The 14,360-nt window shown below is 58.5% G+C and carries 12 protein-coding genes; 4 read left to right on the forward strand and 8 right to left on the reverse strand.

Annotated features, from left to right (window positions below; all coding sequences use genetic code 11):
- The first annotated feature begins 125 nt into the window (after window positions 1-125).
- Both lexA and sulA read left to right on the forward strand, forming a co-directional pair.
- The gene (lexA, locus tag KP808_RS15850) at window positions 126-734 is read left to right on the forward strand and encodes a transcriptional repressor LexA (RefSeq protein ID WP_003315796.1); all 609 of its coding nucleotides are present in this window, start codon (window positions 126-128) and stop codon (window positions 732-734) included.
- 9 nt (window positions 735-743) lie between these two features.
- Window positions 744-1,214, forward strand: coding sequence for an SOS-induced cell division inhibitor SulA (gene sulA / locus KP808_RS15855; RefSeq protein WP_058401592.1), 471 nt, complete (start codon window positions 744-746; stop codon window positions 1,212-1,214).
- A 15-nt stretch (window positions 1,215-1,229) separates the two neighbouring features.
- On the opposite strand, the gene KP808_RS15860 is transcribed toward sulA, so the two are convergent.
- The 7 genes from KP808_RS15860 to KP808_RS15890 all read right to left on the reverse strand — a co-directional run bounded on the left by KP808_RS15860 (window position 1,230) and on the right by KP808_RS15890 (window position 9,672).
- On the reverse strand, window positions 1,230-1,463 hold the full coding sequence (locus KP808_RS15860; RefSeq protein ID WP_002554102.1) for a hypothetical protein: 234 nt from the start codon (window positions 1,461-1,463) through the stop codon (window positions 1,230-1,232).
- 61 nt (window positions 1,464-1,524) lie between these two features.
- Window positions 1,525-2,046: a DUF6586 family protein gene (locus KP808_RS15865; protein WP_058401591.1), complete on the reverse strand. Its 522-nt coding sequence runs from the start codon at window positions 2,044-2,046 to the stop codon at window positions 1,525-1,527.
- A gap of 122 nt (window positions 2,047-2,168) precedes the next feature.
- The gene (gene topA, locus KP808_RS15870; RefSeq protein WP_122281085.1) at window positions 2,169-4,781 is read right to left on the reverse strand and encodes a type I DNA topoisomerase; all 2,613 of its coding nucleotides are present in this window, start codon (window positions 4,779-4,781) and stop codon (window positions 2,169-2,171) included.
- Between the two features lie 114 nt (window positions 4,782-4,895).
- Entirely contained in the window at window positions 4,896-5,132 is a 237-nt protein-coding gene (locus KP808_RS15875; RefSeq protein ID WP_219169453.1) for a DUF1653 domain-containing protein, read from the reverse strand.
- A gap of 105 nt (window positions 5,133-5,237) precedes the next feature.
- Window positions 5,238-6,413, reverse strand: coding sequence for an acetyl-CoA C-acyltransferase FadA (fadA, locus tag KP808_RS15880; RefSeq protein ID WP_004656895.1), 1,176 nt, complete (start codon window positions 6,411-6,413; stop codon window positions 5,238-5,240).
- Window positions 6,414-6,417: 4 nt separating this feature from the next.
- Complete coding sequence (gene fadB / locus KP808_RS15885; protein ID WP_058401589.1) at window positions 6,418-8,583, reverse strand: fatty acid oxidation complex subunit alpha FadB; 2,166 nt, start codon at window positions 8,581-8,583, stop codon at window positions 6,418-6,420.
- 651 nt (window positions 8,584-9,234) lie between these two features.
- Entirely contained in the window at window positions 9,235-9,672 is a 438-nt protein-coding gene (locus KP808_RS15890; RefSeq protein WP_122258393.1) for a hypothetical protein, read from the reverse strand.
- A 131-nt stretch (window positions 9,673-9,803) separates the two neighbouring features.
- On the opposite strand from KP808_RS15890, the gene KP808_RS15895 reads away from it, so the two are divergent.
- Window positions 9,804-10,244: a universal stress protein gene (locus KP808_RS15895; RefSeq protein ID WP_004665751.1), complete on the forward strand. Its 441-nt coding sequence runs from the start codon at window positions 9,804-9,806 to the stop codon at window positions 10,242-10,244.
- 66 nt (window positions 10,245-10,310) lie between these two features.
- On the opposite strand, the gene KP808_RS15900 is transcribed toward KP808_RS15895, so the two are convergent.
- On the reverse strand, window positions 10,311-12,221 hold the full coding sequence (locus KP808_RS15900; protein WP_002554111.1) for an ATP-binding cassette domain-containing protein: 1,911 nt from the start codon (window positions 12,219-12,221) through the stop codon (window positions 10,311-10,313).
- 204 nt (window positions 12,222-12,425) lie between these two features.
- Here KP808_RS15900 and KP808_RS15905 point away from each other — a divergent pair, with 204 nt between their 5' ends.
- Entirely contained in the window at window positions 12,426-14,354 is a 1,929-nt protein-coding gene (locus KP808_RS15905) for a transglycosylase SLT domain-containing protein (RefSeq protein WP_002554112.1), read from the forward strand.
- Window positions 14,355-14,360: the final 6 nt, after the last annotated feature.

Consider the following 14,360-nt stretch of genomic DNA (forward strand, 5'->3'; position numbering starts at 1 on the left):
TTTTTGAAGCAAGGCTCCGCAGCCATCCGCTGCACCGCCTGGCGGCGAAAGTAAAAAGGATGATTGCCAACGCGCGTTCACTGTATATAATCCCAGTCACTGTATAAAAAGCCAGAGCGCCCATCATGATCAAACTGACGCCACGCCAGGCTGAAATCCTGGGTTTCATCAAACGCTGCCTGGAAGACAACGGCTTTCCACCTACACGTGCGGAAATCGCCCAGGAGCTGGGTTTCAAATCGCCCAACGCAGCGGAAGAACACCTCAAGGCATTGGCTCGCAAAGGCGCCATCGAAATGACCCCTGGTGCCTCACGCGGCATCCGCATTCCCGGCTTCGAAGCTCGGCCGGATGACAGCAGCCTGCCGGTCATTGGCCGCGTTGCAGCTGGTGCGCCGATTCTGGCTCAGCAACATATCGAAGAGTCCTGCAACATCAACCCTTCCTTCTTCCACCCCAGCGCCAACTACCTGCTGCGCGTTCACGGCATGAGCATGAAGGACGTCGGGATTCTGGATGGCGACCTGTTGGCGGTGCACACCACTCGCGAAGCACGCAACGGCCAGATCGTGGTTGCCCGGATCGGCGACGAAGTCACCGTCAAGCGTTTCAAGCGCGAAGGCAGCAAAGTCTGGCTGCTGGCCGAAAACCCTGATTTTGCCCCCATCGAGGTCGATCTCAAGGATCAGGAACTGGTGATCGAAGGTTTGAGCGTCGGCGTCATTCGCCGCTAAGGAGGCGTTATGCAGTTCCATCAAGCACCGCATTCACAATTGCCACTGTTCGAGGCGTTTCTGGCTCAGCCCATCGCCCCGCTGCTTGCCGATGCAGTCGAAACACCTTGGGGCAACGAGCCAGAACTGTTCAGTGAACTGTCTTTGCGCGGTGCAGCCGGGAACTGCCTGAGCCTTCTGGCCCCTATCCTTCGGGAACTGAGCGAAGAAATCGACGCACGCTGGCTGACGCTGATTGCGCCACCCTCAAGCCTGACCCAGGCCTGGTTGCGCGATGCAGGACTCAACAGGGAACGGATTCTGCTACTGCAGCCGCGCGGCACACAAAGTGTGCTGGAGCTGACTCGCGAAGCACTCAGACTTGGCCGTAGCCATACGGTTGTGAGCTGGATCAATCCACTTGGCAGCGCGGCGCGCCAGCAATTGATCAGTGCTGCAAAAATCGGGGAAGCACAGAGCCTGAACATCCGGCTGGGCTAAAAGCCCGGTCGTCGATCAGTGCAGAACGTGGGGTACGTCATCCTTCTCGACTTCGCCCTCTGCCAGACGGCCAGCCATCTGCACACCCACACTCAACATGGCCTTGGCGACTTCAACATGCTGACCTTGCATGAACGCTTTGGCATCCGCAGAGAAATCAAGTGTAACCAGAGAACCCTCGTCATCGGCACGACGCAGCTCAATACGTCCGTCAGGCAGTTCGACAATTTCCAGGAAAGAGGTAGGCATTACAGTTACTCCGCAAGAGGCGGGCATTGTAACAGCCTGCCAGCCTGCACTTCATTGGTTTTCAGCACTCGCTAAGGCCTTCACGAAAACGGATGGCCAACCCTTTGAGTTGTTGACGCCAATTTTCAAGCTCTTCACGTGTCAGTTCAGACTCCGGCTCGGCGTCCAGGTTCACTGCCTGTATCATCGGCTGCGTAACATCACCCTTGAGCTTTTTCGGTGCCCGTGGCGGCTCGTACAACGCGTTATAGGCCGTCAGCAACTGCGCCAGCCATGTCTGGCGGTTCTGGGCAAGCTCTACCAGCTCGGCCATTTCGGGAATTGCGATGGCGTTCAGCACTTCCGGAGTCAACAAGTCCTCCGCACGACGCGCGCCAGCCTGCGGCAGGCGGTAGAACCCTGCAATCTCGTGGCACAAGCCCAGCAGCGCGCCATACAGATGAAACAGAGCCGACTCACGCTCGGCCTGCAACAACGCAGGGGCGTTGACCGCCTGCCCCTTCTCCGCCTTCCCCAACGCTTCGAGCGCAAGCCCTGCGAAATAGATCTTCTGGTTGGTACGGGTATAGAGCTCATGAGCCATGGCGAGACTCTCCATAACAATGGGATAGAGAACAGCATAGCCTTTGGCGCCGGAACAGTCTGGCACCGCAGGCCGTACCTATAGAAAACAGCGCCCGACCCGTTTGCGTCGGGCGCTTGCGATCAACGCTTGTCTTCAACCTTCCAGGCGCTGCCGTCGTAGAACGCACGCCAGCCCGTAGGCTTGCCCTCTACTTCGGTCTGGACATACTGCTCTTTGGTCTTGCGACTGTAACGGATCACTGCTGGACGACCGTCCGGATCCTTCTTCGGCGCTTCGCAAAGGAAGTGGTACTTGGGATCGATTTCGTCCTTGTGCGGCGCGATTTCGATAACCAGCGGGGCGCGGGTTTCACGGTTTTTCGGGAACTGGCTGGCAGCCAGGAACAGGCCCGAAGCGCCGTCACGCAGAATGTAGGTATCGTCGACCTTGTCGCACTTGAGCTCCGGCATCTTCACCGGGTCCATTTTCGGCGGTGCTGCGTCGCCGCTTTTCAGCAATTTGCGAGTGTTCTTGCACTCGGGATTGGTACAGCCGAAGAACTTGCCGAAACGACCGGTCTTGAGCTGCATCTCGCTGCCGCACTTGTCGCATTCCAGACTCGGGCCTTCGTAGCCTTTGATCCGGTAAGTGCCTTCCTCGATCTCGTAACCCGTGCAATCGGGGTTATTGCCGCAAATGTGCAATTTGTGCTTTTCGTCGAGCAGATACGCGTCCATCGCCGTGCTGCAGATCGGGCAGCGATGCTTGCCACGCAGAACCCGCGACTCGGACTCGCCCTCGTCATCGTCGGCAATCTCGTCGCCGGGGGTCAGATTGACAGTCGCCTTGCAGCGCTCCTTGGGTGGCAGGCTGTAGCCGGAGCAACCCAGAAACACGCCCGTCGAGGCGGTACGGATCTGCATCGGGCGGCCGCACACCTTGCACGGGATATCGGTCATTACTGGCTGGTTGGCACGCATGCCGCCATCAGCGGCCTCGGCCACGTCGAGCTTTTTACGGAAATCACCGTAGAACTCGTCCAGGACGTTTTTCCAGTCGCGCTCACCCTGAGCCACGTCGTCGAGGTTTTCCTCCATCCCGGCGGTAAAGCCATAGTCCATCAGGTTGGAAAAGCTTTCGGACAGACGTCCGGTGACGATGTCGCCCATCTTTTCCGAGTAGAAGCGGCGATTGTGCAGCGCCACGTAGCCACGGTCCTGAATGGTCGAAATGATCGCGGCGTAGGTCGACGGGCGACCGATACCGCGCTTTTCCATTTCCTTGACCAGACTGGCTTCGGAATAACGCGCTGGCGGCTTGGTGAAGTGCTGGCTGGGGTCGAGCTTGTTCAGCTTCAGCGCTTCGCCCTGCGCCATGTCCGGCAGAACGTCGTCATCGCCCGGCTTGGCCATCTGTGGCAACGCACGGGTATAACCGTCGAACTTGAGAATGCGACCCTTGGCACGCAGCTCGAAGTCGCTTGCGGCGACCGTGACGGTGGTCGACAGGTATTGTGCAGGCAGCATCTGGCAAGCCACGAACTGGCGCCAGATCAACTCGTAAAGGCGCTCGGCGTCACGCTCCATCCCGGCAAGCTTGGTCGGGTGGGTGTTGACGTCGGAAGGTCGAATCGCTTCGTGAGCCTCTTGTGCGCCTTCCTTGCTGCTGTAGACATTGGGCGACTCCGGCAGGTACTTCTTGCCGAACTCGGTTTCGATGTAGTCACGCGCCATGCTTACCGCGTCGGCCGACAGATTGGTCGAGTCGGTACGCATGTAGGTGATGTAACCCGCTTCATACAAGCGCTGGGCCATCATCATGGTTTTCTTGACGCCGAAGCCCAAACGGTTGCTCGCCGCCTGCTGCAGGGTCGAGGTGATGAACGGCGCCGATGGCTTGCTGCTGGTCGGCTTGTCTTCACGCTTGACGATGCTGTAGCTGGACGCCTTGAGCTTTTCAAGGGCCGCCATGGCTTGGGTTTCGTTCAGCGGCTTGAACGCTTCGCCGTTTTCGCGCGCCACTTCGAACCGTACATTGGCGCCCTTGGCGGTGCCCAGATCGGCGTGGATTTCCCAGTATTCTTCAGGGTTGAACGCGCGAATTTCACGCTCACGCTCCACCACCAGCTTCACCGCAACCGACTGCACGCGACCGGCAGACAGACCACGGGCCACTTTCTGCCAGAGCAACGGCGAGACCATGTAGCCTACGACGCGGTCAAGGAAACGACGCGCCTGCTGAGCGTTGACCCGGGCAATGTCCAGTTCGCCTGGCTTGGAAAACGCTTCCTGAATGGCTTTCTTGGTGATCTCGTTGAACACCACGCGCTTGTAGCGGCTGTCATCCCCGCCGATGGCTTCGCGCAGGTGCCAGGCAATGGCTTCCCCTTCGCGGTCCAAGTCCGTCGCGAGATAGATGGTGTCGGCATCCTTGGCCAGCTTGCGCAGCTCTTCAATGACCTTTTCCTTGCCAGGAAGGATCTCGTACTTGGCCTTCCAGCCATGTTCCGGATCGACTCCCATGCGCGAGACCAGCTGGCGCTGCGCCTTTTCTTTAGGCGTCAGTACCGGGCCCTCGCCTGCAGCAGCCTTGCCACGCTTGGCGGCAGGGTCTTTGGCGGCACTAGCCGAACCGCTGGTGGGCAGGTCTCGGATATGGCCGATACTCGACTTCACCACGTACTGGTTGCCCAAATACTTGTTGATGGTCTTGGCCTTAGCCGGGGATTCCACGATGACCAGCGATTTGCCCATGGATCAGAAAATTCCTGAATAACTAGATGAAAGACAGTGAGGAGCTTGTAAAGGCCACGCTATATATAGTGGCTACAAGGTGAGGTCAAGCACAGCCTGTTGTGCAATTCCCTCTCACGTTCGTGAAAACAGGCTGGGTTCAGCCTCAACCAGAGCAAAGCGCGGGACGTGCTCGCCGTCAACCTCGACCGACTCCAGAAACATGCTCAAGGGACGCACCCACATCCCGAAATCGCCGTACAGAGCCTGATAGAACACGACTTCCTCTTCGGTTTCGGAATGCCTGGCAACACTGAAAACCCGGTAATGCGGGCCTTTGTAATGGCGATAGAGCCCTGGTTGCAGTTGCATGCTGCGGTCCTCTTGTAACACGTTCAAAAAATTTGGCTGAAGAAACCTTTTTTTCAAAAAACAAAAGCCGGGGCACCAAGCCCCGGCTCGCATCACACACAGGAATCAGACGCGTTCGAAAACGGTCGCGATGCCCTGCCCCAGACCAATACACATGGTAGACACGCCGAAGGTGCCGCCATTTTGCTTCATGACATTGAGCAAGGTGCCGGAGATGCGCGCGCCGGAACACCCAAATGGATGCCCCAGAGCGATGGCGCCGCCGTGAAGGTTAACCTTCTCGTTCATCTTGTCGAGCACTTTCAAATCTTTCAACACCGGCAAGGCCTGTGCAGCGAAGGCTTCGTTGAGCTCGATGAAGTCGATATCGGCGATCGTCAGGCCTGCACGCTTGAGCGCTTTCTGAGTTGCCGGAACCGGACCATAGCCCATGATCGCGGGGTCGACACCGGCCACGGCCATCGAGCGAATCACCGCCAGAGGCTGGATACCGAGGTCCTGGGCGCGCTGCGCCGACATGACGATCATGCACGATGCACCGTCGGTAATCTGCGACGACGTACCGGCAGTCACGGTGCCGCCTTTTGGATTGAACGCCGGCTTGAGCGCGGCGAGACTTTCCAGGGTGGTGTCCGGACGAATGGTCTCATCGTAGTCAAAGACCTTGAGGAAGCCGTTCTCGTCATAACCCTGCATCGGGATGATCTCATCCTTGAACTTGCCTTCCAGCGTCGCCTTGTGGGCCAACTGGTGGGAACGCAGGCCGAAGGCATCCTGCTGCTCGCGGGTGATGCCATGCATTTTGCCGAGCATTTCGGCGGTAAGGCCCATCATTCCGGAGGCTTTGGCAGCGTGCAGGGACATGTGCGGGTTCGGGTCCACGCCATGCATCATGCTGACGTGGCCCATGTGCTCCACGCCACCAATGACAAACACGTCACCGTTGTTGGTCATGATCGCCTGTGCAGCGGTGTGCAGCGCGCTCATGGACGAACCACACAGACGGCTTACCGTCTGCGCAGCCGAAGTGTGCGGGATCTGGGTCAGCAACGACGCCATGCGCGCAATGTTCCAGCCCTGTTCGAGGGTCTGGTTGACACAGCCCCAGATCACGTCCTCGACTTCCGCCGGGTCAACCTTGTTGTTGCGCTCGAGCAATTTGCTGATCAAGTGCGCGGACATGTCTTCAGCACGGGTGTTGCGGTGCATGCCGCCCTTGGAGCGACCCATCGGGGTACGACCGAAGTCGACAATCACGACGTCTCTTGGATTAAGGCTCATTCGTTCATTCCTCGGAAGACGCTTGACCGAAGAAGCTCTGGCCTTTACTGGCCATTTCACGCAGCTTCGCGGTCGGTTGATACAGGGCACCCAGCTCGGCGTATTGGTCAGCCAGGGCAACGAATTCGGCAACACCGATGGAGTCGATGTAGCGCAGCGCACCGCCACGGAATGGAGGGAAACCAATACCGTAGATCAGGCCCATGTCGGCTTCGGCAGCGGTTTCGACGATGCCGTCTTCCAGGCAGCGAACCGTTTCCAGGCACAACGGGATCATCATCCAGTTGATGATGTCTTCATCACTCACTTCACGCTGTTCGTAGACGATCGGCTTGAGCACATCCAGCACAGCCGGGTCATTGACCTTCTTGGGCTTGCCCTTCTTGTCGGTCTCGTAGGCGTAGAAACCCTTGCCGTTCTTCTGCCCCAGACGATTGGCTTCGTACAGCGCATCAACTGCAGAGCGGCGATCATCCTTCATCCGGTCAGGGAAACCTTCGGCCATGACATCACGGCCATGGTGGCCGGTGTCGATACCGACAACGTCCATCAGGTAGGCAGGCCCCATCGGCCAGCCGAATTTCTCCATGACCTTGTCGATGCGCACGAAGTCCACGCCTGCGCTGACCAGCCTGGCGAAACCGCCGAAGTACGGAAACAGCACGCGGTTGACCAGAAAGCCCGGGCAGTCGTTGACCACAATCGGGTTCTTGCCCATTTTCCTGGCGTAGGCAACGGTCGTGGCGACCGCTTCTTCGCTGGACTTCTCGCCACGAATCACTTCCACCAGCGGCATCATGTGCACCGGGTTGAAGAAGTGCATGCCGACGAAGTTTTCCGGACGCTTGAGGGCCTTGGCCAGCAAGCTGATCGAGATGGTCGAAGTGTTGGACGCCAGAATGGTGTGCTCACCCACGTTGGCTTCGACTTCCGCCAGTACCGCCTGCTTGACCTTCGGGTTTTCGACAACCGCTTCGACCACCAGGTCGACGTTGCCGAAATCGCCGTAGGAAAGCGTAGGACGAATCGCGTTAAGCGCTTCGGCCATCTTCGCCGCAGTCAGACGGCCTTTTTCCAGGCGACCACCAAGCAGTTTGGAGGCTTCGTTCAGACCCAGTTGAATGGCTTCTTCGCGGATATCCTTCATCAGGATCGGCGTGCCCTTGACTGCCGACTGATAGGCAATGCCGCCGCCCATGATCCCGGCGCCCAGTACGGCGGCCTGTTTCACGTCCTTGGCGACTGCGTCGTAGCCCTTGGCTTTCTTTTTCAGTTCCTGATCGTTCAGAAACAGGCCGATAAGGCTCTGCGCAGCAGATGTCTTGGCCATTTTCACGAAACCGGCGGCTTCGACTTCCAGCGCCTTGTCACGACCGAAATTGGCGGCTTTCTGGATGGTCTTGATCGCCTCGACCGGTGCCGGATAGTTCGGTCCGGCCTGACCTGCGACAAAACCTTTGGCGGTTTCGAATGCCATCATCTGCTCGATGGCATTGAGCTTGAGCTTGTCCAGCTTGGGCTGGCGCTTGGCCTTGTAGTCGAACTCGCCGGAAATAGCGCGCTGAATCAGGTCAAGCGCTGCGGCCTGAAGCTTCTCGGGGGCGACTACCGCATCAACGGCACCGACCTTCAGAGCATCCTCTGCGGAGTTTTCCTTGCCTGACGCGATCCATTCGATTGCGTTGTCAGCACCGATGATGCGCGGCAAACGCACAGTACCGCCGAAACCCGGGTATAGACCCAGCTTGACTTCGGGCAGACCGATGCGCGCACTGCTGGAGATGACCCGATAGTCTGCGGCCAGGCACATTTCCAGACCGCCGCCCAGCGCAATGCCGTTGATAGCGACAACGGTGGGCACGCCCAGATCTTCGAAGTCGCTGAAAATCCTGTTGGCCTGCAGATTGCCCGCAACCAGTTCGGCTTCCGGCAACTTGAAGTTGTCGACGAACTCGGTGATGTCGGCACCGACAATGAATACGTCCTTGCCACTGCTGACGATAACGCCCTTGACCGAGGCATCGGCCTTGATCGCATCGACTGCCTGACGCAATTCGTTGAGGGTGAGGCGGTTGAATTTGTTGACGGACTCACCCTTGAGATCGAAATTCAATTCGACGATGCCACTTTCAAGAGCCTTAACCGTGATGGCTTTACCTTCGTAAATCATCAACTGATCTCCACAATATGGAAGCTGAACAATACCCGCCGGACATTAATGTCCGACGGGGCTACGACGTCGCCGTCGATGAACTCGCCAAATCACACGTTTACCCGCCGCGACGTGGTAGCCAGGATTCTGTCAGAGCCTTCTGACGACCAAACGATCATTTCATACGCCCGTTTGATTTGGGTACGCACACCATCAGGCATAACCGAGAGATTGTCAATTCGACAAAACACTCGAAAATATTCGTTTTCGCAGGAATATGCAGGCACTCCATAATGCCCACGCCTGTGTGCGATCCGCCATCATTCGCCAGCGTGATAGTAGCCGCACTCAGGTGCTGTAGCCTGATCTACAGAGGGTGACACGAGGCAGCTGTAGGCCAGGAAAGCCAGGTGCGGACGCACCGCCTGAGGGCACGTACAAAAAATATTTGCAGGAATCGCGACAAAATGGAGCAAAAGGGCTAGAGTCGCAACACTGCGCCACAAGAGGCTCGCAATGCAGCTGATTTGCGGGTGCGCAACAGCGAAGGCCGACATGGCAGCGAAAGCCTGTCGGCACGCGACGAATTATCGGCCTGCCTGGCCAACCCCGGCCCGATGTTGTTATCGGGCTTTTTAATGCCTGCGATTTAATGCCTTTGATTCAGGCTCAGGCCAATTCCTTGAGCAGCTTATCAATACGCTGCAACACTTCTGCCTCGCCCCGCTCCGCCCAGTACACGGCAACCATCTGCCCGTCAGCTTCGACCTTGTAGGCATCTGCGGGCAACGTCTGCAGATAAGACAGCACTTTTGGATCTTCGCAGACCTCACGCCAGCGGTTGCGCCAGACGCCTGGCTCGCTCTGCCAGTAAACCCAGGCATCTGCATGCGAGCCCAGGCGCGGGCGATGGTACTGTGCGCACGGGCTTGGCGGTTCTTTCGTCAGCCAGTGCGGCCACTCTTGCGGGGCAAGCTGCATACCCATGCCCAGACGGCGCGCCTCCATGCGCAATGCCATCCTGCCGCTCTGATGACGCGACGGGCGCAACCACACAAGCGGGCTCAGCATCACACCAATGATTGACAGGACTATCCAGACCGTCATATTTCTTGCCCCCAAGCCGATTTCGGACTTCTCACAACATTTTTGAAAACAATGGCTTGCACAAGGGTCTGCCCAGATGCGAACGAAAGAGCCATACTCCCACCATCGCAATGTTCCCGGAGGACACCCTCATGCCATACGAACACATTCTGGTTGCTATTGACCTCACCGATGAGTGTGACCCGGTCATCCGTCGCGCCAGCTTGCTGGCCAAGGCCAGCGAAGCAAAACTGTCGGTCGTGCACATCGTCGAACCAATCGCCATGGCGTTCGGCGGTGACGTCCCGATGGACCTTTCGCAATTGCAACAGCAACAGATGGATCAGGCCCAGGAGAAGCTCGAAAAGCTCAAACTCAAGTACCCGCAGCTGAAAACCAGCGAAAACCACATAGTGATTGGTCAGCCACGGCAGGAAATCCACAAACTCGCCAAGAGCAAGGCTTGTGACATGATCGTCGTCGGCAGCCATGGCCGCCACGGCCTGGCCTTGTTGCTTGGCTCCACTGCCAACGACGTCCTGCACGGCGCACCATGTGACGTGCTGGCAGTGAGCCTTAAAAAGCCCGAGTAATCTGGCCTGCTACAACGAAAAGCCCGGTTACCCGGGCTTTTTTGCATCACACGAACGCGTCAGCGATCACTCGTCCAGTTCGGCCCAGCGCTCCAGCAGCTTGTCCAGCTCGGCCTGCAGGTTTTCCAGCTGCGCCAGCACGGCAGCAGTCTGTTCCGCAGAACGCTGGTAAAAGCCCGGCTCGGCCATTTCTGCAGTCAGGACGGCCATCTTGCCTTCAACCTCATCGATCTGTGCAGGCAGCGCCTCCAGCTCGCGCTGAAGTTTGTAGCTAAGCTTCTTCTTGGCGACCGGCATGTCCTGCGCGGCAACCGGTGCGGCCTGCACCACAGCGCTGGCCAGTTCGGCCTTGCCCGACTTGGTGTCGGCAACACCCAGAAGACGCGGCGAACCGCCCTGACGCAGCCAGTCCTGATAACCACCGACGTATTCGCGAACCTTGCCTTCACCTTCGAACACCAGCGTGCTGGTGACGACGTTGTCGAGGAATGCCCGGTCGTGGCTGACCATCAATACGGTGCCCTTGAAGGTCAGCAGAACCTCTTCGAGCAGCTCCAGAGTTTCGACGTCCAGGTCGTTGGTCGGTTCGTCGAGCACCAGCAGGTTGGCAGGCTTGCTGAACAATTTGGCCAGCAACAGACGGGCACGCTCGCCACCGGACAGCGCCTTGACTGGCGTGCGGGCACGTTGCGGGCTGAACAGGAAGTCACCCAGGTAACTCAGGACATGACGGCTCTGGCCATCGATGTCGATGAAGTCACGCCCCTCGGCAACGTTGTCGATCACGGTCTTTTCCAGGTCGAGCTGGTGACGCAACTGGTCGAAATAGGCCACATCGAGACGCGTACCGACTTCAACCTTGCCACCGGTCGGCTGCAGGTTGTCGAGCATCAGCTTGAGCAATGTGGTCTTGCCGGTGCCGTTCGCGCCGAGCAGACCGATACGGTCTTCGCGCTGCAGAACCATGGAGAAATCCTTGATCAACATCGGGCCACCCGGATGGGCGAAGCTGACGTTGTCGAGAACCATGACCTGCTTGCCGGATTTCTCGGCAGTATCGAGCTGGATATTGGCCTTGCCGGTACGTTCACGGCGCTCGCTACGCTCTACACGCAACTCCTTCAGGGCACGCACGCGGCCTTCGTTACGGGTACGACGAGCCTTGATGCCCTGCCGGATCCAGACCTCTTCCTGGGCCAGACGCTTGTCGAACAGTGCGTTGGCAGTCTCTTCGGCTGCCAGTGCGGCTTCCTTGTGGACCAGGAAACTGGCGTAGTCGCCGTCCCAGTCGATCAAGCCACCACGGTCCAGCTCAAGAATACGGGTCGCAAGGTTTTGCAGGAATGCCCGGTCGTGCGTGATGAACAGCACCGCACCCTGGAAATCCTTGAGGGCTTCTTCAAGCCAGGCGATAGCGCCGATATCCAGGTGGTTGGTCGGCTCGTCGAGCAGCAGCAGATCCGGCTCGGAAACCAGCGCCTGAGCCAGCAGAACACGGCGACGCCAGCCACCGGACAACTCGGCCAGGGTCTTGTCGGCAGGCAACTGCAAGCGGCTGAGAGTGCTCTCGACCAACTGCTGCAGGCGCCAGCCATCACGGGCTTCGAGGTCCTGCTGAACATGCATCAGCTTGTTCAGGTCTTCCTCGGTGACGCAGTTCTGCGCCAGATGGTGGTATTCGGCCAGCAACGCACCGACGCCATCCAGACCTTCGGCTACCACGTCGAAGACAGTCCGTCCGTCGGCTACCGGCAATTCCTGGGGCAATTCGCCGATCTTGAGGCCGGGCGCACGCCAGACAGCCCCGTCATCAGGCTTCTGAACGCCTTTTACCAGCTTCAACATGCTGGATTTGCCTGTGCCGTTACGGCCGATGATGCACACCCGCTCACCACGGGCGATCTGCCAGGACACCTTGTCCAATAACGGCATGGCGCCGAAAGCAAGGGACACATCGCTGAATTTGAGCAGGGTCATGAGCTTCTCCAAAAACCGGGCGCGCATTCTACCTGAGATAACCGGCGGATGTCGGGAATCGTGGCACCCGTGACAACTTCCACATACCCTTCATAACCGACAATTATTTCCATATGAGACAAGCTCGTCGGCAATGCTTTCACCATGAGCTGGCAAAAGGCTAAGCTAGCAATACTTTTCACGACTCATCTGCTCGGAAGTCTCATGCGCAGTCGTTTGTTCAGCTTTTTATCGTGCCTGCTCCTCTCCACCACCGCCATCCAGACTGCTCATGCGGTAGACCTCAACCAACAACGCAAGTATTACGACGAAGCCAAGCGTGCGCTGGCCAAGGGCGATTCAGGCCCGTATCAGATGTACAGCACCGCGCTGGCCGATTATCCGCTGGAGCCCTACCTCGAATACGACGAGCTGACGGCGCGCCTGAAGACTGCCAGCAACGCGGAAATCGAGAAGTTTCTTGCCGAGCATGGAGACCTGCCGCAGGCCAACTGGATGAAGTTGCGCTGGTTGCGCTGGCTGGCGGAACGCGGCGACTGGCAACCGTTCGTCAAGTACTACGACCCGAAAATGAATTTCGTCGAACTGGATTGCCTGTACGGCCAATACCAGTTGAGCAACAACAAGCGTGCCGAAGGCTATGCCAGCGCAGAAAAACTGTGGATGACCGGCAAGACACTGCCAGCCGCCTGTGACGGCTTTTTCGCGCAATGGGCAGCCGCAGGCCAATTGACAGAGCAGAAACGCTGGCAACGGGCCAAACTGGCCGCTCAGGCACGCAATTACAGCCTGGCCAACACCCTGGTCAACAGTCTCAACTCCCTGGCCCCGCAAGGACGCCTGCTGCTGGCCGTCGCCCAGAAGCCGGAAATGGTCAACAACCCCGCGCAGTTCGCGCCGGTGGATGAAGCCATGTCCGATGTGGTCGGCCTTGGCCTGCGCAGACTGGCCAAGGAGGATCCGCAGAAAGCCCTGTCGATGCTCGATGGCTACGCGGCAACCATGCACTTCTCCCGTGAAGAGCAGGTGGAAATTGCCAAGGAAATCGGCCTGACCCTGGCACGTCGCTACGACGACCGCGCCTTGGAGGTCATGACCCGGTACGACCCGGAGCTGCGCGACAATACGGTTACCGAGTGGCGTATGCGTCTGCTGCTGCGGCTGGGTCGCTGGGAAGATGCCTACGAACTGGCACGTCGACTGCCCAAGGACCTTGCTGCGACCAATCGCTGGCGTTACTGGGAAGCCCGCTCTCTGGAACTGGCGCAGCCCAACAGCCCGCTGATTGCCGCTCTGTACAAGGACGTGGCCAAAGAGCGCGACTTCTACGGTTTTCTGGCGGCCGATCGCACACAAAGCCCCTATCAGCTCAACAACAAGCCCCTGGTGCTCAGCCAGGCGCTGATCAACAAGGTACGCAATACACCCGGGGTGCGTCGTGCGCTGGAGTTTCATGATCGCGGCGAAATCGTCGATGGACGACGCGAGTGGTATCACGTCAGCCGCCAGTTCAACCGTGACGAAATGGTTGCCCAGGCCAAACTGGCCTACGACCTGAAATGGTATTTCCCAGCCATTCGCACGATCAGCCAGGCGCAATACTGGGATGATCTGGACATCCGCTTCCCGATGGCCCATCGCGACACACTGGTACGCGAAGCCAAGGTGCGTGGGCTGCACTCAAGCTGGGTATTCGCCATTACGCGCCAGGAGAGCGCCTTCATGGATGACGCTCGCTCGGGCGTCGGTGCCAGCGGGCTGATGCAGTTGATGCCTGCCACCGCCAAGGAAACTGCCCGCAAGTTCAGCATCCCGCTGGCATCGCCGCAGCAGGTGCTGGACCCGGACACCAACATTCAGCTGGGCGCTGCCTACCTGAGTTCGGTGCATGCCCAGTTCAACGGCAACCGCGTGCTTGCTTCAGCCGCCTACAACGCCGGGCCAGGCCGCGTACGCCAATGGCTGAAAGGTGCCAATCACCTGGCCTTCGATGTCTGGGTAGAGAGCATACCGTTCGATGAAACCCGCCAGTACGTACAGAACGTGTTGTCCTATTCGGTGATCTACGGCCAGAAGCTCAACTCGCCTCAGCCGCTGGTTGACTGGCACGAGCGGTTTTTCGACGATCAGTGACCGGTC

It is taken from the genome of Pseudomonas savastanoi (genome assembly GCF_020917325.1).
Classification (GTDB): Bacteria; Pseudomonadota; Gammaproteobacteria; order Pseudomonadales; family Pseudomonadaceae; genus Aquipseudomonas; species Aquipseudomonas amygdali.

What these genes read in the sequence shown, in the direction of transcription:
- KP808_RS15905 (WP_002554112.1), top strand. Translation starts at nt 12,426, where the DNA reads ATGCGCAGTCGTTTGTTCAGCTTTTTATCGTGCCTGCTCCTCTCCACC.
- lexA (WP_003315796.1), top strand. Translation starts at nt 126, where the DNA reads ATGATCAAACTGACGCCACGCCAGGCTGAAATCCTGGGTTTCATCAAA.
- KP808_RS15895 (WP_004665751.1), top strand. Translation starts at nt 9,804, where the DNA reads ATGCCATACGAACACATTCTGGTTGCTATTGACCTCACCGATGAGTGT.
- KP808_RS15890 (WP_122258393.1), bottom strand. Translation starts at nt 9,672, where the DNA reads ATGACGGTCTGGATAGTCCTGTCAATCATTGGTGTGATGCTGAGCCCG.
- KP808_RS15875 (WP_219169453.1), bottom strand. Translation starts at nt 5,132, where the DNA reads ATGCAACTGCAACCAGGGCTCTATCGCCATTACAAAGGCCCGCATTAC.
- KP808_RS15865 (WP_058401591.1), bottom strand. Translation starts at nt 2,046, where the DNA reads ATGGCTCATGAGCTCTATACCCGTACCAACCAGAAGATCTATTTCGCA.
- KP808_RS15860 (WP_002554102.1), bottom strand. Translation starts at nt 1,463, where the DNA reads ATGCCTACCTCTTTCCTGGAAATTGTCGAACTGCCTGACGGACGTATT.
- sulA (WP_058401592.1), top strand. Translation starts at nt 744, where the DNA reads ATGCAGTTCCATCAAGCACCGCATTCACAATTGCCACTGTTCGAGGCG.
- KP808_RS15900 (WP_002554111.1), bottom strand. Translation starts at nt 12,221, where the DNA reads ATGACCCTGCTCAAATTCAGCGATGTGTCCCTTGCTTTCGGCGCCATG.
- fadB (WP_058401589.1), bottom strand. Translation starts at nt 8,583, where the DNA reads ATGATTTACGAAGGTAAAGCCATCACGGTTAAGGCTCTTGAAAGTGGC.
- fadA (WP_004656895.1), bottom strand. Translation starts at nt 6,413, where the DNA reads ATGAGCCTTAATCCAAGAGACGTCGTGATTGTCGACTTCGGTCGTACC.
- topA (WP_122281085.1), bottom strand. Translation starts at nt 4,781, where the DNA reads ATGGGCAAATCGCTGGTCATCGTGGAATCCCCGGCTAAGGCCAAGACC.